Below are 18,959 nucleotides of genomic sequence, written 5' to 3' on the forward strand. Positions count from 1 at the left end.
CAGAATCACCATTGTTGTTGTTAATTGGGCCGGGCGGGCGAGCAATCGCACACGGCAGCCAACCGGTCTGTTGCCGGTAGTGGCGGCGATCCTAATCGGGCAACCTTTCAGCTACCTTTCGCCGCAGAAAGCTTCAGGCGAACGGCCAACCGGCTGTCGGATGCGACTGGAGTCAATCAATTCGGGGACGGGAGGGCACAGACATGAGCCAATTGCACTGCGGCGGCTGCCACTGCGGACATATCCGCTATCAGTTCAGCGGGCCGTTGCAGGACATCGCTCACTGCCACTGCTCGATCTGCCGCAAGGTCAGCGGCGGGATCGTCACCACATGGATTACGGTGCCAGCGGCCAACTTCCAGTGGCTGGCCGGGACACCTTCGCGCTACGACTCGTCGGGCAGTTGCGCGCGATATTTCTGCCCGCACTGCGGCGCGCAACTGGCGCTGGTGACGCAACTCAGCCCCGAGAGCATCGACCTGACCATCGCCACGCTGGACCACCCGGAGTCAGCGCCGGCCGAGCGGCATATCTGGACCGACAGCCAATTGCCCTGGCTGCATCTGGACGAGCAACTGCCGGGCGAGCCTGAAGAAACCTTGCAGGTTTAACTGGCTGATCAAAAAACAGACAAATCCAGCGGGCGGATTGCCCCCATCCAGATTGCATGCTCGGTGTGGTCGAGCAAGTCATCGCCCGTGTCGGGGTGCAGGAACACCACCAGTCCCTGTCGATTCAGTGCCAGCCACGGCAACACCTCGCCGATCAGCTCCGGACCGAACGCCAATTGGCAGCTCCAGTCCGGGTGCGGACCGACCGGCCGTTCGTGGACGCGGCCCATCGTCACTGCAAACAACTGCGCCGCTTGCTCGCACAGGGCTCGCGCCTGGTCGATGGTATGGGCGTCGAAATAGACGTGGGCGTGGTAACCCTTGATGACTTGCATCTGAAACCCTCTGAATCGGTTCGAACCCTCGGCGTTTTCCACCGTCACACGCCATATAGGACAACAACAAGGAAAACAGCCATGAAAAATGCCGAAACCCCGACGGTGAAAGTGGTGCTCTATGGTGCCATGGCCAGCCTCGGCGGCGCGTTGATGGCTGAGTTGCTGAGACGCCAGCACGAAGTCATCGCGATTCTCGACGATTTGAACGTACTCGCGCCACGTCCCGGGCTGCGCACCAAAAGCGGCGATCTGTTCGACGCCGAGCGGGTCACGCAAAGCGTAGCCGGCAGCTCGGCGGTGATCTGTCTGCTGGATGCACCGGGCCTGCCGTTCAGCAGCGACCATGTGGAAAGGTCCGTGGTGCTCGGCCCGGTGGAACAGGTGCTGGCGGTCGATGCGTTGGTCGACGGCCTGCAGGCGGCCAATGTTTCACGGCTGTTTCTGGTGGGGAATTTTGCCGTCCTCGACGAGCCGGAGCTGGACGACGGACTGCAACGCCACGCCGCCGAAGAAATCCGCGAAGCCCTGCAAAGCAGCCCGCTGCAGTGGACGCTGGTGAATGCACCTCACGGCGTGGCGGGGCTGACTATCGAGCATTTCAGTCAGGTGGGCGGCAATCTTGAGCCGGGGCTGGCGGAGCCGCTGGAACGGCTGAACCGCGTGGCAGTGGGGATCGCCGATGAGCTGCGGTTGAAGCTGCATGTGGGTGAACATGTGAATTTTGTCGCCGCCACAGATACGTAAAAAGATCGCAGCCTTCGGCAGGAGCTGCCGCAGGCTGCGATCTTTTGATCCTCAAACCGCAATCGAAGGCAAGGCCATTCCCTTGAGGGATTCGGCGCTGCTGGCCTGCTCGGCCATCAACCAGTCGACAAACTGCTGAATCAACGCCCCGCGCCGTTTACGCTGGGGCAGCACCACGTAATAACCCAGGCGCGACAAGGTGGTTTCGGCGATCGGCCGACAGAGCAAACCCTGGCTCAGCAAGTTATCCACAAGGTGGCGCCAGCCGATCGCCACGCCTTGGCCGCCGATTGCCGCTTGAATCAACAGGGTGTAATTGTCGAAACGCACCTGCCCCGGTGCTGGCGGAGTGGTGATGCCCAGTTCACGGAACAGCCCGCTCCAGTCAAACCAGTTGCTGCTGTTTTCCCCGCGCAAGTGCAGCAGCGGAAACTCCAGCAACGCCTGGGCGGGCAAGGGCAGGGCGCGCTCCTTGAGCAATTGCGGGCTGCACACCGGGAACACTTCCTCGCTGAACAGCCAATGGCTTTCGCCCTGCTTGAAACGCCCGTCGCCAAACAGGATCGCCACGTCGATGTCGGTGCGCAGCATGTTGTGGTTGCGCTCGCTGGTGACCAGGCTGACATCAACCTGCGGGTTGGCTTCATGAAAGCGGTGCAAACGCGGCATCAGCCAATATGCGGCGAAGGCGAAGTCGGTAGCGACCTGCAGCACTTCATGCTGCTGTTGCGTACTGATCGCACTCAATCCTGCGTCGATATTCTGCAAACCGAGCTGAACCTGCTCGAACAGGATCGTCCCGCCCTCGGTCAGTTCGATGCCGCGGTAGATCCGGTCAAACAGCCGCGCACCCAGCTGTTCTTCCAGACGCTTGATCTGCTGGCTGATCGCTGGCTGCGTGGTGCCCAGCTCCACCGCGGCGGCGGTAAAACTGTGATGACGCGCCGCCGCTTCGAAGGCGCGCAACAGGTCGAGGGACAGGTTGCCGAGGGCTTCATACATAAGCTGTGCTTATCCTAGTCATTGTCCGGCGCGGGCTTTACCGGACAGGGCATGGACTCCATGCTCGATCGCAGCAATGTCGCATAAATATTCACTATGGAATGCCGCGATCACATGAAGCGCAAGAACATTCTTTTCATCATGGCCGATCAAATGGCCGCGCCAATGTTGCCAATCTACGGCCCGTCGCCGATCAAATTGCCGAACCTTTCGCGCCTCGCCGCTCAAGGCGTAGTGTTCGATGCCGCGTACTGCAACAGTCCGTTGTGCGCTCCGTCGCGCTTCACCCTGGTCAGCGGCCAGTTGCCGAGCAAGATCGGCGCCTACGACAACGCTGCCGATTTCCCCGCCGACATTCCGACCTACGCCCACTATCTGCGCCGCCTCGGCTACCGCACCGCGCTGTCGGGCAAGATGCATTTCTGCGGCCCGGATCAATTGCACGGCTATGAAGAACGCCTGACCAGCGACATCTACCCGGCCGACTACGGCTGGGCGGTGAACTGGGACGAACCGGATGTGCGTCCGAGCTGGTATCACAACATGTCATCGGTACTGCAGGCAGGGCCGTGCGTGCGCACCAATCAGCTCGACTTCGATGAAGAGGTGGTGTTCAAGGCCCAGCAATACCTGTTCGACCACATTCGCGAGGACGGCGACCAGCCGTTCTGCCTGACCGTGTCGATGACACATCCACACGACCCGTACACAATTCCCAAGGCGTTCTGGGATTTGTACGACGATGGTGACATCCCGTTGCCGACCACCCCGGATCAATACGCCCTCGATCCGCATTCGCAGCGCCTGCTCAAGGTCTACGACCTGTGGGACAAGCCGCTGCCTGTGGATAAGATTCGCGACGCGCGCCGTGCCTACTTCGGTGCCTGCAGCTATATCGACGCCAACGTCGGCAAACTCCTGCAAACCCTGGAAGATACCGGGCTGATCGACGACACCATCATCGTCTTCTCCGGCGACCATGGCGACATGCTTGGCGAGAAAGGGCTCTGGTACAAAATGCACTGGTTCGAAATGGCCGCACGGGTGCCGCTGCTGATCAGCGCTCCGGGGCAATTCGCTGCCGGCCGGGTCAGCGCCGCGGTGTCCACCGCCGACCTGTTGCCGACCTTCGTCGAACTGGCCGGCGGTAGCCTGGAGCCGAACTTGCCGCTGGACGGCCGCTCGCTGCTGGCGCATCTGCAAGGGCAGGGCGGGCATGACGAAGTGTTCGGCGAATACATGGCTGAAGGCACGGTCAGCCCGCTGATGATGATCCGGCGCGGCGCGTACAAATTTATCTACAGTGAAAGCGACCCGTGCCTACTCTTCGACGTACACAACGATCCGCATGAACTCGAAGAACTCAGCCAGTCGCCGCAACATCGCCCGCTTTTCGATGATTTTCTCGCCGAAGCGCGGGCCAAGTGGGACATTCCGGCGATTCACCGCGCTGTACTCGCCAGCCAGCGCCGCCGTCGTTTTGTTGCCGATGCCCTGACCATCGGCAAACTGAAGAGCTGGGATCACCAGCCGCTGGTGGACGCCAGTCAGCAGTACATGCGCAACCACATCGACCTCGATGACCTGGAGCGCAAGGCCCGTTATCCACAACCCTGCCAAAACCAATAATGTAAGGGGAATTCCATGCGCAAGTTATCCACAGTAGTGACGGTCGGCCTGATAGCGCTGAGCAGCGCATCGGCATTCGCCGAACAAAGCTGCGACACAGTGAAAATGGCCGACCCGGGCTGGAGCGACATTGCCGCCACCAACGCCATCACCGGGTTTCTGCTGGATGGCATGGGCTACAAGGCCAAGGTCGATACCCTCGCGGTACCGATCACCTTCGGCGGGTTGAAGGACGGTCAGGTCGATGTGTTTCTCGGCAACTGGATGCCGGCGCAACAGGGCTTTTACGACAAATTCGTCGCCCCTGGCGATGTCACGCAACTGGCGAAGAACCTCGACGGTACGGAATTTACCCTGGCGGTGCCGGATTACGTGTGGGACGCCGGTGTGCATAACTTTGCCGACCTGAATAAATACGCCGACAAGTTCGATCGCAAGATCTACGGCATCGGCTCGGGCGCCCCGGCGAACATTTCACTGCAGGAAATCATCAAGAAAAACGATTTCGACATGGGCCAGTGGAAGCTGATTGAATCCAGCGAACAGGCGATGCTCGCCGAAGTGTCGCGCGCAGTGAAGAAACAGAAATTCGTCACCTTCCTCGGCTGGACACCGCACCCGATGAACGTGCAGTTGAAAATGCATTATCTGAAGGGCGGCGAAAAATACTTTGGCGATACCGGCAGCGTGTACACACTGACGCGCAAGGGTTACGCCGACGCGTGTCCGAACGTGGGTAAATTGCTGACCAATCTGTCGTTCACTCAGGAGATGGAGAACAGCATCATGGCTGAGGTGGTGAACAAGAAGGTCAGCAATGCCGACGCCGCCAAGGCGTGGATCAAGGCCAATCCGGCGGTGCTGGATAAATGGCTGGAGGGGGTGAAGACCGTTGATGGGAAGGACGCGTTGGCGGCGGTCAAGGCAAAGCTTTGATTGTGGGACTGTTGGAATTGTGCCCGGCGTGAGATTTTTACCCCCTTACCCCAGCCCTCTCCCCCAGGGGGGCAAGGGGGAAGGGAGCCGATATCTGTTGGATTCAAAACTTGCGTTCAACTCTGAAATCGCAGGTAGGTGAATCTCTGACAAACACCGCGCTCAGTGCCCTCTCCCTCCCGGAGAGGGCCAGGCTGAGGGGCCTTTCCCCTGACACCCTGATAACCTTGAACAAAATCCCAACCGCGAGGCTCCATGGCCTTCCCCAGCCGCCACTCTCTCTTCCCCTTCCTCACCTGGTTGCCGCGACAAACCCGCGCCAGCGTCGGACGGGATCTGATCGTCGGCCTCAGCGGGGCGATTCTCGCGTTACCCCAGTCGATCGCCTACGCGCTGATTGCCGGCCTGCCGCCGGAATACGGCCTCTATGCCGCGATCATCCCGGTGATGATCGCCTGCCTGTGGGGTTCGTCGTGGCATCTGATCTGTGGCCCGACGGCAGCGATTTCGATTGTGTTGTATGCCAGTGTCAGTCCACTGGCCGTCCCCGCGTCGCAGGACTACATCACGCTGATCCTGTTGCTGACCTTTCTTGCCGGCATCTTCCAGTGGCTGCTGGGCTTGCTGCGCTTCGGCGCTTTGGTGAATTTCGTGTCGCATTCCGTGGTGCTGGGGTTCACCCTCGGCGCGGCGGTGGTGATTGCGATCGGCCAATTGCCCAACCTGCTCGGGCTGGACCTGCCGGCGAAAGCCACGGCACTGGCCAGCCTGATGGACCTGCTGCAACACCTGCGGGCTGTGGATAAACCCTCATTGGCATTGGGCGTGGCGACGGTGCTGGTCGGTTTCGTGCTCAAACAACTGCTGCCACGCTGGCCGACCCTGTTGATAACTTTGGTGCTGGGCAGTGCAGTCGTGTGGCTGTGGCCGTCGATGTTCGGCCATGTGCATCTGGTCAGCACCTTTGTCGGACGCTTGCCGCCGTTCAGTGGGTTACCGCTGGATCTGGATCTGATTCTGCGCTTGCTGCCGAGTGCGGTGGCAGTGGGCATGCTCGCACTGGTCACCAGTCTGTCGATCGCCCGCTCGATTGCTGCACGTTCGCAGCAACTGCTCGATGCCAATCAGGAAGTGCGTGCGCAGGGTTTATCGAATATCGTCGGCGCGTTCTTTTCCGGATCGTTGTCCGCCGGCTCCTTCACCCGTTCCGGCCTGAGTTACGAGGCGGGCGCCTGCTCACCGCTGGCCGGGGTATTTTCGGCAATCTGGGTAGCGTTGTTCGCGATTTTCGGCGCCGGACTGATTTCGCACATTCCGATTCCCGCCATGGCCGGGAGCATTCTGTTGATCGCCTGGGGGCTGGTGGATCATCGTGGCATCCGCTCGTTGCTGCGGGTCAGCCACGCCGAGTTCGTGGTCATGGCGCTGACCTGCCTCGCGACCTTGCTGCTGGAATTGCAGACAGCGATCTACGCCGGGGTGCTGGCGTCGCTGTTCTTCTACCTCAAGCGCACCTCGCAACCGCGGGTCCAGCATTGGCGCGACGGTGAAGACGATGTGCTGCGGGTCGGTGGCTCGATCTTCTTCGGCGCCAGCCATTACCTGCAAGTGCGCCTGCAAAGGCTGCACGGCAAGCGGGTGGTGATTGATGCGCAGCACATCAACTTCATCGACTATTCCGGCGTGGAGATGCTGCATCAGGAAGCGCGGCGCCTGCTGCACCAGAATCGCAGCCTGACCCTGCGCCGGGCACGACCACAGGTGGTGGAGGAGTTGCGCAAGCTGGAAGGGCCGGAGAAATGCCCGATCCGGTTTGAGGACTGATCCAACAAACACCGCATGCCTCTGTAGGCGTGAGCCTGCAAGGCTTATTGCGCTAGCTGACGGCGTAGTTCGGCCAGCACCGGCGCCGTATCCGGGCGCACGCCGCGCCACAGGTAAAACGCCTCGGCTGCTTGCTCAGCCAGCATCCCCAGACCATCCATCGACACCGCCGCACCATGCTCGCTGGCCCAACGGCAGAACGCAGTCGGTTCCTTGCCGTACATCATGTCGTAGCACAGGGTCTGGCCCGGTTCGATCAGGCTCGGCGCAATCGGCGGCACCTCGCCGGTCAGGCTGGCGGAGGTGGCGTTGATGATCACGTCCACCGGTTCCTGCAACCAGTCGAAACCACTGGCCGACACCGGCCCCAGATCACAGAACAACTCGGCCAGCAGCTCGGCCTTGTCCACCGTGCGGTTGGCGATGATCACCGACGCCGGTTTTTCCGCCAGCAACGGCTCCAGCGCGCCACGCACTGCGCCACCAGCACCGAGCAGGAGGATGCGTTTGCCGGTCAGGCTGAAACCGGCGTTCACCGTCAGGTCGCGCACCAGGCCGGCGCCGTCGGTGTTGTCGCCCAGCAATGAACCATCGGCCAGTTTGCTCAAGGTGTTTACCGCACCAGCCCTTTGCGCACGGGCAGTCAGGCTGTTCGCCAGACGATAGGCCTCTTCCTTGAACGGCACAGTGACGTTGGCGCCGCGACCTTCCTGAAAGAACGCCGTGGCGCAGCCACTAAAGTCGTCGAGTGGCGCCAGCAGGGTGCTGTAGTCGAGGCGTTGCCCGGTCTGCTCGGCAAACAGTTTGTGGATCATCGGCGATTTGCTGTGACCGATCGGGTTACCGAATACGACGTAACGATCCATCAGCAGTCCTCAGCGAGCCAGTCGCGGTCTTGCAGGAAGTAGTCGGTCAGGCGCGCTTCTTCGCTGCCGGGCTCGGCTTTGAAATCGTAGGCCCAGCGCACTTGCGGCGGCAGCGACATGAGGATCGACTCGGTACGCCCCCCCGATTGCAGGCCGAACAGGGTGCCACGGTCATACACCAGGTTGAACTCGACATAGCGGCCACGGCGAAATTCCTGGAATTCACGCTGTTTGGCGGTGAACGCATCATGTTTGCGGCGCTGCACGATCGGCAAGTAAGCGTCGATGTAGGCGTCGCCGATGGCACGCATGAAGGCGAAACTGGTATCGAAGTCCCACTCGTTCAGGTCATCGAAGAACAGGCCGCCGATGCCGCGTGGTTCGTGGCGGTGCTTGATGTGGAAGTAGGTGTCGCACCAGGCCTTGTAACGCGGGTAGACGTCTGCACCGAACGGCGCACAGGCCTGCTCGGCAACGCGGTGCCAGTGGATGCAGTCTTGTTCATTGCCGTAATACGGGGTCAGGTCGAAGCCGCCACCGAACCACCAGACCGGCTCTTCACCTTCCTTTTCGGCGATGAAAAAGCGCACGTTGGCGTGGGACGTCGGCACATGCGGGTTGTGCGGGTGAATCACCAGCGACACGCCGAGGGCTTCGAAACCGCGCCCCGCCAGTTCCGGACGATGAGCGCTGGCCGATGGCGGCAAGCCGCTGCCAAACACGTGGGAGAAGTTGACGCCGCCCTTTTCGATAACCGTGCCGTTTTCGATCACACGAGTACGACCGCCACCGCCAGCGGGCCGGGTCCAGGCGTCTTCGACGAAGCGCGTGCCACCGTCCTCGTTTTCGAGTGCAGCGCAGATGCGGTCTTGCAGGTCGAGCAGATAGGCCTTTACGGCGTCGGTGCGGGTCGTCATGGCTTCACCTTGAATCGGGGCATCACTACGCGGCGCCCCGCAGGCGGGGGTCGACGCAAATGGGCGCGTAGCATACCACCGCAGGCAAGCGCACCGCAGTTGACGAAGATCAAGCAGGAGAGTTGGATAGGGGGCTCACGAAAGACCCAAGGAGAGCAGGCAGATGGCAAAGCGTATCCAGTTCCGCGCCCACGGCGGTCCCGAAGTGCTCGAATATGTTGACTACGAACCCGCCACGCCCGGCCCGAATCAAGTGCGCGTAGCCAACAAGGCAATCGGCCTGAACTTCATCGACACCTATTTCCGCAGTGGCCTCTATGCACCGCCAACCTTGCCGTCAGGCCTGGGCGCGGAAGGTGCCGGCGTCGTTGACGCGGTCGGCAGTGACGTCACCCGCTTCAAGGTCGGTGATCGTGTGGCGTACGGCAGCGGCCCGTTGGGTGCCTACAGCCAGTTGCACGTATTGCCCCAGGACAACCTGGTGAAACTGCCGGACGAAATCAGTTTTGAAACCGCTGCCGGCGTGATGCTCAAGGGCTTGACCGTGCAGTACCTGCTGCGCCAGACCTATGAACTCAAGGGCGGCGAAACCATTTTGTTCCACGCCGCCGCCGGTGGTGTCGGTTCGCTGGCCTGTCAATGGGCCAAGGCACTGGGCGTGAAGCTGATCGGCACCGTCAGCTCGAAAGCAAAAGCCGAACTGGCCAAGGCCAACGGCGCCTGGGCGACCATTGATTACAGCCATGAAAACGTTGCCCAGCGCGTGCTGGAGCTGACCGACGGCAAGAAAGTCCCGGTGGTCTATGACGGCGTCGGCAAGGACACCTGGCTGACCTCGCTCGACAGCGTGTCGCCCCGCGGCCTGGTAGTGAGTTTCGGCAATGCGTCCGGTGCCGTGGACGGGGTGAATCTGGGGATACTTGCGGCCAAGGGCTCGCTGTACGTGACCCGGCCGACCCTGGCGACCTACGCCAACAACGCCGAGAACCTGCAACGCATGGCCGATGAACTGTTCGAGATGATCATCAGCGGCAAGCTCAAGGTCGAAATCAGCCAGCGTTACCCACTGGCCGATGCGGCGAAGGCGCAGACCGAGCTGTCGGCTCGGCGCACGACCGGCTCGACCATCCTGCTGCCCTGATAAAACCTTCGGCGTCTTGCCAGTCAGGGTTTCAGAACCCGGCTGGCAAGGCAGTTTGAACGCCTTCACAACTGCAGCGGATGACACGCCAATGGTTTTTGCACGAGGTGGCCAACCGTCGCGTGATCAGGTTGTTGAAGCGCCGCGAGGATTTGCCGCCACTGCGCAGATAACACCCAGTAATCGCCGCGTGCGCGCTGTTCGATGTGCAAGGCATTGGAAGCGATGGGCATCAGGCCGAAACGCTGATAAAAGCGCAGCTGTTGCGACCTGCACAGGGCGGTGACGCCCTGGTAACCGCTTTTTATCGCCCACTCGGTAGCCGCCGCCAGCAGACCGTTGACCGCCACCGGTAGCGGGTTGGACGAGTACGAGACCAAACGGCTGAATTCGACATGGCGTGACAACGCCACCGTCGGAGAAACATGTTGCTGCGCCAGCGACACCCATTCGAACGGTGCCGGAGTCGCCCTCAGCACCGCCAGCGGCTGGTCGTGCCGGTACAGCAGAAAATGCGTACTGCGCGACCTTATCGCCAGTTTCTCTTCGAACATCCGGGCCCTCGACGTCAGCATGTAATGCTGCAGCCGAAGCCGAAATTGCCGATCAATGAACCGGTCGAACTCCTGAGTATCCGACCCCGCTTCAAGCCTCACGATACGGCAACCCTCATGATGACTCTTCAACGTCACCTGAAGTGCCTGCAGGTAATCCGTGAGTTGCAAATCCGTAGTGTCCATTCTTTCTCCGCAGACCTTAACTTATCGAAGTATTTCGAGTGCAGGGAAAGGATGGTTGCTTTTGGCAAATCCGCCACGCAACGAGGTCTGATAATCCAGTCGGAAAAATCAATGAATCCAGATAGTTGGCGAATTTTCAGACAAGAAAAGCAGCCGCATTGCAGGATAAATCGCAGACACGCGTAGTACTCCTCGCCATCAAGCCGAGGAGTACTGACCTTACAAGGTATGGGCCGAATCAGTCGGGGCGAATGACCTTGCCAGTCGCCAGATCACGGATCACGCTGGGGTTCTTGCGCCCGCCCAATTGTCCGCCGAGGATCAGATCGAGCTGCCCGCGGAAATACTGCTCGACCCGTAACCGCGTGCGCGCTGCCGGCCGGCCTTGCGGGTTGGCCGAGGTGGAGATCAGGGGCCCGACCATGGAGCACAAATCGCGCACCTGTGGGTGATCACTGACCCGCAGCGCCACGGTGTCATGCACGCCCGTCACCCACTCGGGCAACAGGTTCTGATGCGGCACCAGCCAGGTATTCGGCCCCGGCCAGGTGCTGGCCATGCGGTCGATCCACTCCTGCGGGAAGTCTTCGAACAGGAAGTCGAACTGGCGAATGTTGTCGGCAACCAGAATCAGGCCTTTGTCGACCGAACGATTCTTGATCGCCAGCAGCCGATCCACCGCTTCTTCGTTCCACGGGTCGCAACCCAGGCCCCAGACGGCTTCGGTTGGATAGGCAATCACCGCCCCGGCGCGAATCTCTCGTGCGGCTTGTTGCACACGCCAACTGTTAACCATGAAAAAATCTCCGCAAACAGGTTTCGCGCAGTTTACCGATCTTCCCCGTAAAACCTAGCTCACGCGCGCAAACCAGCGGCCATTTTCACTCACCGCCCGGCCCTCCATTTCCAGCTCCGTGAGGGCGGCCAACACCTTGGGCAGTGTCCAGCCGCTGCTGTGGGCCAAGGCTTCACTGGTGTGCGGCGCAGCATGGAGCAGGCATAACAAGGGATGATCGGCACTCGGCGTGCCTGTGGACAGGGCTGGATGTTGCCAGCCTCGCAGGGCTTCGAGGATATGTTCGATGGTTTCCACCAGCACCGCGCCGTCGCGGATCAACTGGTGACAGCCCCGGGCGCCGGGGTGATGGATCGAGCCGGGAATGGCATACACCTCGCGCCCCTGTTCCGCCGCCAGCCGTGCGGTGATCAGCGAACCACTGGCGACACTCGCCTCGACCACCAGTACGCCGAGGGATAAACCGCTGATGATCCGGTTACGTCGCGGAAAGTTGCTGGCGCTGGGTCCGGCATCCAGCGGAAACTCCGAAAGCACGGCGCTGCCGGACGCGATCATCGCCTCGGCCAGTCGCTGATTGCGCTGTGGATAAAAATTTTCCAGTCCAGTGCCCAACACCCCGACGGTCAGCCCGCCAACGTCCAGTGCAGCTTGATGCGCGGCAGCATCAATGCCCAAGGCCAGGCCACTGGTGATGACAAAACCGGCCCCGGCCAGGCTGCGCGAAAACGCCACTGCGGTGTCCATCCCCGGGCGCGAGGCGCGGCGACTGCCCACCATCGCCAGTTGCGGTTTTTCCAGAATATGCGGATCGCCCGCGACGAACAGCAACGGTGGGGGATCGGGAATCTGCGCCAGCAGTGCCGGGTAATCCGCTTGATCCCACATCAGCAAATGCTGCCCGGGCTGCTCTAGCCAGCGCATCGCATGGCTGGCGCCGTCGCGCACTTCAGGGCTGCGCCGGGCCTCGGCACTCGCCGCCGGCATACCCAGTGAGCGCCAGGCTGTGGCCGGAGCGCTGAGCGCCTTGGATGCCGAGCCAAAGGCTTCAAGCAACCTGGCAAAACGTTTCGGGCCGATTTCCGGCAAACGGTGCAGGCGCAAACGCGCTTCCAGTTCCGCAGGGGAGACCGGCGTACAGACAGACAGCGGCATGGATCATCCTTGATCGTTATAAGCCCCGAACCATTCGGAACAAGCTGTGGATAACTCTGTTGGTAACTTGTTGAGCCTGCTAAGGGTTTCGCACCTTGTCGAGCACCGCCAGTGAGCGCGATGCGTTGAGTACGAGGCCGTAGCTGAGCTTTTCGTAAGTGCGGAACACCATCAGCAAACCAGCCCGCTCATCGGGAATTTTCAGCGGCTGGCCGGTAATCCGGTCGCGCACGGTCTCACCGGTTTTCATCACCACCAGCACATTCCCTTCGGCGAGGCCGTCGCGTTTGCCCTTGTTCAGGGTCACCACGTCCATCACGCCGATCTGTGTGACACCGCGCGGCACGTCGATAATCACGCCGTTGATATGGGTGGCGGGCGCGCTGGGCATGAACGTCGAGTTGATCGAACGCTCTTCGCCACTGAACAAGCGGTCACCCAGACGCACCTCCTGCGTGGTGCGTTGCAGGGCAAGGGTGGCGACGTCACCTTCGGTGGCGACGATTTCACCGCCGCCGATGTCGTCGGCGTTGATCCCGAGAAACTCCTTGGTCTGTGGATCGGTGTAGACCTTGCCTTGACGGAAGATGCCGTACACCGGCTGGCTCGGGTCGAAATGGCCGCGGGCGAAAATCCGGTCGCCGGTGCCGCTGAGCACCCGTTCGGCGTCGCCGGCGACGATGTACGGCGCCTTGTCGAAGTCCTCGACCTTGTCGACGATGCGGTTGCTCAGGAGAAAACTGTTGATCGACTTGAGTGGAATGCTCGGAATCGCCTCGGCCACCGGACTGGTGCGGATGCGCGGCGACAGTTTGATCGTGCCCCGTGACTCGCCTCGATTGAGGGTCAGTTGCGGCTGGCCGTTGACGTAGCTGAGCGTCAGGGTGTCGCCGGGATAAATCAGGTTGGGGTTTTCGATCTGCGGGTTGGCCCGCCACAGCTGCGGCCATTGCCAGGGCTCGCGCAGGTATTTGCCGGAGATATCCCAGAGGGTATCCCCCGAAACCACCGTGTATTGCTGTGGAAAACCATCCCTGAGTTGCACTTGCCCTTGCGCCACGCCGGCCGAAGCCAGAAGCAGCAGGGCGAGTAGTGTTTTCCTCATGCAGCGAATCCCTTTATCATGTGCGTTCGCGTGAACCGTCAGAGCCCCCGTGGCTCGCTACTGCAAACTGCATTAGCTACGCTTCACAACGGTAGCCTGCATCTTCGGACCTGCCAGGCCATCGACCCGACTTTACTCAACATGTGCAGCAATCAGCCTATGGCCATTTTAAACATCCTCGAATTCCCGGACCCGCGTCTGCGCACTATCGCCAAGCCTGTGGCCGTAGTGGACGACGAAGTGCGTCAGTTGGTCGATGATATGTTTGAAACAATGTATGAAGCGCCGGGCATCGGCCTCGCCGCGACCCAGGTCAACGTGCACAAACGTATTGTCGTGATGGACCTTTCCGAAGACCGCACCGAGCCACGGGTGTTCATCAACCCCGAGTTCGAATCGCTGACCGACGAGATGGATCAGTACCAGGAAGGCTGCCTCTCGGTACCGGGCTTCTACGAAAACGTCGACCGCCCGCAGAAGGTCAAAATCAAGGCGCTGGACCGCGACGGCCAACCTTACGAACTGATCGCCGAAGGCCTGCTTGCGGTGTGCATTCAGCACGAATGCGACCACCTCAACGGCAAGTTGTTCGTCGATTACCTGTCCACGCTCAAACGCGACCGGATCAAGAAGAAACTGGAAAAGCTCCACCGCCAGAACGCTTGATGCCCCTCTTCAAAGGCTTGCTGCGGCAAGCCTTTTTCTTTTTATGAGACGCCTTCCATGACTGAGCCACTGCGCATCGTTTTTGCCGGTACCCCGGAATTTGCCGCCGAACACCTCAAGGCCCTGCTGAACAGCCCTTACGAGATCGTTGCGGTCTACACCCAGCCGGATCGTCCGGCCGGTCGTGGGCAAAAACTGATGCCGAGCCCGGTCAAACAACTCGCCCTGGAAAACAATATCCAGGTGTTGCAGCCACCGACCCTGCGCAACGCGGATGCTCAGGCAGAGCTTGCCGCATTGAAGCCGGACTTGATGGTGGTGGTCGCCTACGGCCTGATTCTGCCGCAAGCGGTGCTGGATATTCCGCGCCTGGGTTGCATCAACAGTCATGCTTCGCTGCTGCCACGCTGGCGCGGTGCGGCGCCGATCCAGCGCGCCGTGGAACACGGTGATGCCGAAAGCGGCGTGACCGTGATGCGCATGGAAGCCGGCCTCGATACCGGGCCGATGCTGCTCAAGGTCGTCACCCCGATCAGCGCCGACGACACCGGCGGCACGCTGCACGACCGTCTCGCCGAGATGGGCCCGCCAGCGGTGGTGCAGGCGATTGCCGGCCTGGCCGCAGGCACGCTCGAAGGCGAAGTGCAGAACGACGCGCTCGCCACCTACGCGCACAAACTGAACAAGGACGAAGCACGCATCGACTGGAGCCGTCCAGCAGTCGAGCTGGAACGTCTGGTGCGCGCCTTCAACCCGTGGCCGATCACCCACAGCACGCTCAACGGTGAAGCGCTGAAAGTACTGGCGGCAACACTTGCTGAAGGCAAGGGCGCGCCAGGCGAAGTGCTCAGCGCCAGCAAGGACGGTTTGATCGTCGCTTGCGGCGAGCAGGCGCTGTGCCTGACCCGCCTGCAATTGCCCGGCGGCAAGGCGCTGAACTTCAGCGACTTGTTCAACAGCCGTCGTGAGAAATTCGCCGTCGGCACCGTGCTCGGCGCCGTGGTGGACGCGCAATGAACCCGCGTCTGGCCGCCGCCAAGGCACTCGCCGCCGTGCTCAGCGGCAAGGCTTCGCTGAACAGTTCGCTGCCGACACAACTGGACAAGGTCGAAGACCGCGATCGCGGTTTCACCCAGGATCTGGCGTTCGGCACCGCGCGCTGGCAGCCACGCCTGTCGGCACTGGCCGAAAAGCTGCTGCAAAAGCCGTTCAAAGCTGCGGATGCCGATGTCGAGGCGCTGCTGCTGGTCGGCCTTTATCAATTGCTCTACACCCGCGTGCCGGCCCACGCCGCCATCGGCGAAACCGTGGGTTGCGCCGACAAGCTGAAAAAGCCTTGGGCCAAAGGCCTGCTCAATGCCGTGCTGCGCAATGCCCAGCGCGAAAGCGCGACGATTTTCGCCGAACTGGAGCGCGACCCGGTGGTGCGCACGGCTCATCCGCGCTGGCTGCAAAAATCCCTGAAGGCCTTCTGGCCGGAGCAGTGGGAAGCCATCTGCGCGGCGAACAACGCGCACCCACCGATGATTTTGCGGGTCAATCGCCGCCATCACAGCCGCGACGCCTATCTCGGTTTGCTGACGGACGCAGGTATTGCTGCGACGCCATGCGTCTACAGTCGCGACGGCATCGTCCTCGAATCCGCTGCCGATGTACGCAGCCTGCCGGGCTTCGCCGAGGGCTGGATCAGCGTGCAGGACGAGGCCGCACAACTGGCCGCCGATCTGCTTGATCTGGCGCCGGGCCAGCGCGTGCTCGACGCCTGCTGCGCGCCCGGTGGCAAGACTTGCCACATCCTCGAAGCCGAACCGGCGCTGGCCGGCGTGGTGGCGGTGGATCTGGAAGCCAAGCGTCTGTTGCGCGTTAAGGAAAACCTTGAACGCCTCGGTCTAAACGCCGAACTGATCGCCGCCGACGGCCGCGATACGGCGAAATGGTGGGACGGCAAGCCGTTCCAGCGCATTCTGCTCGACGCGCCATGCTCGGCGACCGGGGTGATCCGCCGCCACCCGGACATCAAGCTGACCCGTCAGCCAGATGACATCGTCGCCCTCGCGCAACTGCAAGGCGAACTGCTCGACGCGATGTGGAAAACCCTCGAAGTCGGCGGCATCCTGCTGTACGCCACCTGCTCGACCTTGCCGACCGAGAACTCCGAAGTTATCGCTGCGTTCCTCGAGCGCACGCCCGGTGCCCGTGAACTGGATCTGGCCACCTCGGCCGGGATCAAGCAGCCCCATGGTCGCCAATTGCTGGCCCAACAGGGCGGGCATGACGGGTTCTACTACGCCAAACTGATCAAGATCGCTGCCGCGCGCGGCTAAACGGATTCAACGGAGTGACTGGATGAAAATCATCATCCTCGGTGCGGGACAGGTCGGCGGTTCGCTGGCCGAGCATTTGGCCAGCGAGGCCAACGACATCACGGTGGTCGACACTGACGGCGAGCGCCTGCGCGACCTCGGCGACCGCCTCGACATCCGCACCGTGCAGGGCCGGGGCTCGCTGCCGTCGGTGCTGCGTCAGGCCGGCGCCGACGATGCCGACATGCTGGTGGCGGTGACCAACAGCGACGAGACCAACATGGTCGCCTGCCAGGTTGCCCACACGTTGTTCCACACCCCGACCAAGATCGCCCGGGTGCGCGAAGCGTCCTACCTCAATCGCGAGGAGCAGTTGTTCCAGAACGAAGCGATTCCGGTTGACGTGCTGATCAGCCCCGAGCAAGTGGTGACCAACTACATCAAGCGCCTGATCCAGCATCCCGGCGCCTTGCAGGTGATCGACTTCGCCGAGGGTGCAGCGCAACTGGTCGCGGTGCGCGCCTATTACGGCGGGCCGTTGGTGGGTCAGCAACTGCGGCAGTTGCGCGAGCACATGCCGAACGTCGAAACCCGCGTGGCAGCGATTTTCCGCCGTGACCGACCGATCCTGCCGCAAGGCGACACGGTGATCGAAGCGGATGATGAAGTCTTCTTCATCGCCGCCCGTGAGAATATTCGCGCGGTCATGAGCGAAATGCGCCGCCTCGACGAAACCTACAAGCGCATTGTCATTGCTGGCGGCGGGCAGATTGGCGAACGCCTGGCCGAGGCCATCGAAAGCCGCTATCAGGTGAAGATCATCGAGATGAGCCCGGCACGTTGCCGTTATCTCTCCGACACCCTCGACAGCACCGTGGTGTTGCAGGGCAGCGCTTCCGACCGCGACCTGCTGCTGGAAGAGAACATCGCCGACGCCGACATCTTCCTCGCGCTGACCAACGATGACGAAGCCAACATCATGTCGTCGCTGCTGGCCAAACGGTTGGGGGCGAAGAAGGTGATGACGATCATCAACAATCCGGCCTACGTCGATCTGATTCAGGGCGGCGACATCGACATCGCCATCAGCCCGCAGCTTGCGACCATCGGCACCTTGCTGGCGCACGTGCGCCGTGGCGATATCGTCAGCGTGCACTCACTGCGTCGCGGTGCGGCCGAAGCCATCGAGGCGATTGCCCACGGTGATGCGAAGTCGAGCAAGGTCATCGGCAAACCGATCGAGAAGATCGGCCTGCCACCGGGCACCACCATCGGCGCGGTCATCCGCAACGAACAGGTGATCATCGCCCACGATGACACGGTGATCGAAGCGGGCGACCATGTGATCCTGTTCCTTGTGGATAAAAAGCATATTCGCGATGTGGAGAAGCTGTTTCATGTGGGGTTGAGCTTCTTCTGATCCGGAATGAGCGTTGCCTTCATTGGCCCCATCGCTGGCAAGCCAGCTCCCACAGGTTTTGTGGTTGTTCACAAATGTGATGTGCACCCGAGAACCCTGTGGGAGCTGGCTTGCCAGCGATGGCAGCGCCACAAATCTTCCCTGACACAGCAGAAAAGGAATCCACCGATGCTCGAATCCCTGGAAAAAATGCTCGCCAAGGGTGTGGATAACTCCTTGCTGCGCTTCGGCCTGGGCAAGGGCTATCTGGATCTTGGGGAAAATGCCAAGGCTGCCGAGCACTTTGAGCGCTGTGTCGGCTTCGATCCAAAGTACTCGGCGGCCTGGAAACTGTTGGGCAAGGCACACCTGGCGCTGGGCGATCACGCCGCTGCGCGGCAGGCGTGGGAACAAGGTCTGGAAGCAGCTCGCGTTCATGGCGACAAGCAGGCCGAGAAGGAAATGGCGGTGTTTTTGAAAAAGCTCGATCGTCAGGCGCAATAAATCAGAGGTAGCGAAGACCGATACCCTCGGCATCCACCGTCACCACTTCCATGCGCACCCGCGGCGCACCTGTGGGTAAACCCTGCACCTGTCCGTAAACCACTGCGCCTTTGGGCAACGACGCCAGCCGCGGATGTTGCACATACACGCCGGTAGGCGTGAGGTTGCGCGTCTGGCCGAGGCATTCGCCGAAGCTGTCGTGAGTGATCTTGATGCGAAACGACTTACGGTGTTCGGACATCTTGTTGCGCCCTTTGATGAACGGTTGTGGATAACCTCGGCA

General features: G+C 61.4%; 20 protein-coding genes. 11 read left to right on the forward strand and 9 right to left on the reverse strand.

The window, feature by feature from the left end:
- Window positions 1-203 precede the first annotated feature (203 nt).
- Window positions 204-611: a GFA family protein gene (locus PseuLF5_RS12420; RefSeq protein WP_340133656.1), complete on the forward strand. Its 408-nt coding sequence runs from the start codon at window positions 204-206 to the stop codon at window positions 609-611.
- A gap of 8 nt (window positions 612-619) precedes the next feature.
- Here the strand turns inward: PseuLF5_RS12420 and PseuLF5_RS12425 are convergent, their stop codons facing one another.
- Complete coding sequence (locus tag PseuLF5_RS12425) at window positions 620-946, reverse strand: DOPA 4,5-dioxygenase family protein (RefSeq protein ID WP_123470143.1); 327 nt, start codon at window positions 944-946, stop codon at window positions 620-622.
- A gap of 81 nt (window positions 947-1,027) precedes the next feature.
- Here PseuLF5_RS12425 and PseuLF5_RS12430 point away from each other — a divergent pair, with 81 nt between their 5' ends.
- Entirely contained in the window at window positions 1,028-1,693 is a 666-nt protein-coding gene (locus tag PseuLF5_RS12430; protein ID WP_322375278.1) for an NAD(P)-dependent oxidoreductase, read from the forward strand.
- A gap of 51 nt (window positions 1,694-1,744) precedes the next feature.
- Here the strand turns inward: PseuLF5_RS12430 and PseuLF5_RS12435 are convergent, their stop codons facing one another.
- Entirely contained in the window at window positions 1,745-2,695 is a 951-nt protein-coding gene (locus PseuLF5_RS12435; protein ID WP_123470139.1) for a choline sulfate utilization transcriptional regulator, read from the reverse strand.
- Between the two features lie 114 nt (window positions 2,696-2,809).
- Here PseuLF5_RS12435 and betC point away from each other — a divergent pair, with 114 nt between their 5' ends.
- The 3 genes from betC (at window position 2,810) to PseuLF5_RS12450 (ending at window position 7,084) form a co-directional block, all read left to right on the forward strand.
- Window positions 2,810-4,324 (forward strand): choline-sulfatase, encoded by a 1,515-nt coding sequence (gene betC, locus PseuLF5_RS12440; RefSeq protein ID WP_128615017.1) that lies wholly within the window; start codon window positions 2,810-2,812, stop codon window positions 4,322-4,324.
- Between the two features lie 15 nt (window positions 4,325-4,339).
- Window positions 4,340-5,260, forward strand: coding sequence for a choline ABC transporter substrate-binding protein (gene choX, locus PseuLF5_RS12445; RefSeq protein ID WP_128615016.1), 921 nt, complete (start codon window positions 4,340-4,342; stop codon window positions 5,258-5,260).
- 255 nt (window positions 5,261-5,515) lie between these two features.
- On the forward strand, window positions 5,516-7,084 hold the full coding sequence (locus PseuLF5_RS12450) for a SulP family inorganic anion transporter (RefSeq protein ID WP_340133658.1): 1,569 nt from the start codon (window positions 5,516-5,518) through the stop codon (window positions 7,082-7,084).
- Between the two features lie 44 nt (window positions 7,085-7,128).
- Here PseuLF5_RS12450 and aroE read toward each other — a convergent pair whose 3' ends face one another.
- Both aroE and hemF read right to left on the reverse strand, forming a co-directional pair.
- Window positions 7,129-7,950 (reverse strand): shikimate dehydrogenase, encoded by an 822-nt coding sequence (gene aroE, locus PseuLF5_RS12455; protein WP_123470132.1) that lies wholly within the window; start codon window positions 7,948-7,950, stop codon window positions 7,129-7,131.
- Window positions 7,950-8,867 (reverse strand): oxygen-dependent coproporphyrinogen oxidase, encoded by a 918-nt coding sequence (gene hemF / locus PseuLF5_RS12460; RefSeq protein ID WP_123470131.1) that lies wholly within the window; start codon window positions 8,865-8,867, stop codon window positions 7,950-7,952. The genes aroE and hemF overlap by 1 nt, the downstream gene beginning before the upstream one ends.
- A 163-nt stretch (window positions 8,868-9,030) precedes the next feature.
- On the opposite strand from hemF, the gene PseuLF5_RS12465 reads away from it, so the two are divergent.
- Window positions 9,031-10,008 (forward strand): quinone oxidoreductase family protein, encoded by a 978-nt coding sequence (locus PseuLF5_RS12465; protein ID WP_340133660.1) that lies wholly within the window; start codon window positions 9,031-9,033, stop codon window positions 10,006-10,008.
- 65 nt (window positions 10,009-10,073) lie between these two features.
- Here PseuLF5_RS12465 and PseuLF5_RS12470 read toward each other — a convergent pair whose 3' ends face one another.
- From PseuLF5_RS12470 to PseuLF5_RS12485, 4 genes are all read right to left on the reverse strand, one after another.
- Window positions 10,074-10,748 (reverse strand): hypothetical protein, encoded by a 675-nt coding sequence (locus PseuLF5_RS12470; RefSeq protein ID WP_340133661.1) that lies wholly within the window; start codon window positions 10,746-10,748, stop codon window positions 10,074-10,076.
- A gap of 238 nt (window positions 10,749-10,986) precedes the next feature.
- Window positions 10,987-11,544, reverse strand: a complete 558-nt coding sequence (locus tag PseuLF5_RS12475; RefSeq protein ID WP_123470125.1) for an L-threonylcarbamoyladenylate synthase — start codon at window positions 11,542-11,544, stop codon at window positions 10,987-10,989.
- Window positions 11,545-11,598: 54 nt separating this feature from the next.
- On the reverse strand, window positions 11,599-12,699 hold the full coding sequence (gene dprA, locus PseuLF5_RS12480) for a DNA-processing protein DprA (protein WP_267795747.1): 1,101 nt from the start codon (window positions 12,697-12,699) through the stop codon (window positions 11,599-11,601).
- Between the two features lie 79 nt (window positions 12,700-12,778).
- Complete coding sequence (locus tag PseuLF5_RS12485; RefSeq protein WP_123470122.1) at window positions 12,779-13,804, reverse strand: LysM peptidoglycan-binding domain-containing protein; 1,026 nt, start codon at window positions 13,802-13,804, stop codon at window positions 12,779-12,781.
- Between the two features lie 159 nt (window positions 13,805-13,963).
- On the opposite strand from PseuLF5_RS12485, the gene def reads away from it, so the two are divergent.
- From def to PseuLF5_RS12510, 5 genes are all read left to right on the forward strand, one after another.
- Window positions 13,964-14,470 carry a peptide deformylase gene (gene def, locus PseuLF5_RS12490; protein ID WP_027610272.1) on the forward strand — a complete coding sequence of 169 codons (507 nt, stop codon included), beginning with the start codon at window positions 13,964-13,966 and terminating at the stop codon, window positions 14,468-14,470.
- Between the two features lie 57 nt (window positions 14,471-14,527).
- Window positions 14,528-15,487 (forward strand): methionyl-tRNA formyltransferase, encoded by a 960-nt coding sequence (gene fmt, locus PseuLF5_RS12495; protein ID WP_128615010.1) that lies wholly within the window; start codon window positions 14,528-14,530, stop codon window positions 15,485-15,487.
- Window positions 15,484-16,794, forward strand: coding sequence for a 16S rRNA (cytosine(967)-C(5))-methyltransferase RsmB (gene rsmB / locus PseuLF5_RS12500; RefSeq protein ID WP_340133663.1), 1,311 nt, complete (start codon window positions 15,484-15,486; stop codon window positions 16,792-16,794). The genes fmt and rsmB overlap by 4 nt, the downstream gene beginning before the upstream one ends.
- Window positions 16,795-16,816: 22 nt before the next feature.
- The gene (gene trkA / locus PseuLF5_RS12505) at window positions 16,817-18,193 is read left to right on the forward strand and encodes a Trk system potassium transporter TrkA (protein ID WP_007911861.1); all 1,377 of its coding nucleotides are present in this window, start codon (window positions 16,817-16,819) and stop codon (window positions 18,191-18,193) included.
- 168 nt (window positions 18,194-18,361) lie between these two features.
- On the forward strand, window positions 18,362-18,676 hold the full coding sequence (locus tag PseuLF5_RS12510; protein ID WP_123470116.1) for a tetratricopeptide repeat protein: 315 nt from the start codon (window positions 18,362-18,364) through the stop codon (window positions 18,674-18,676).
- Between the two features lies 1 nt (window position 18,677).
- On the opposite strand, the gene PseuLF5_RS12515 is transcribed toward PseuLF5_RS12510, so the two are convergent.
- A complete protein-coding gene (locus tag PseuLF5_RS12515) occupies window positions 18,678-18,917 on the reverse strand; it encodes a PilZ domain-containing protein (RefSeq protein WP_123470115.1) in 240 nt (79 codons plus the stop codon).
- Between the last annotated feature and the right edge of the window lie 42 nt (window positions 18,918-18,959).

It is taken from the genome of Pseudomonas sp. LF-5 (assembly GCF_037626295.1).
GTDB lineage: Bacteria > Pseudomonadota > Gammaproteobacteria > Pseudomonadales > Pseudomonadaceae > Aquipseudomonas > Aquipseudomonas monsensis.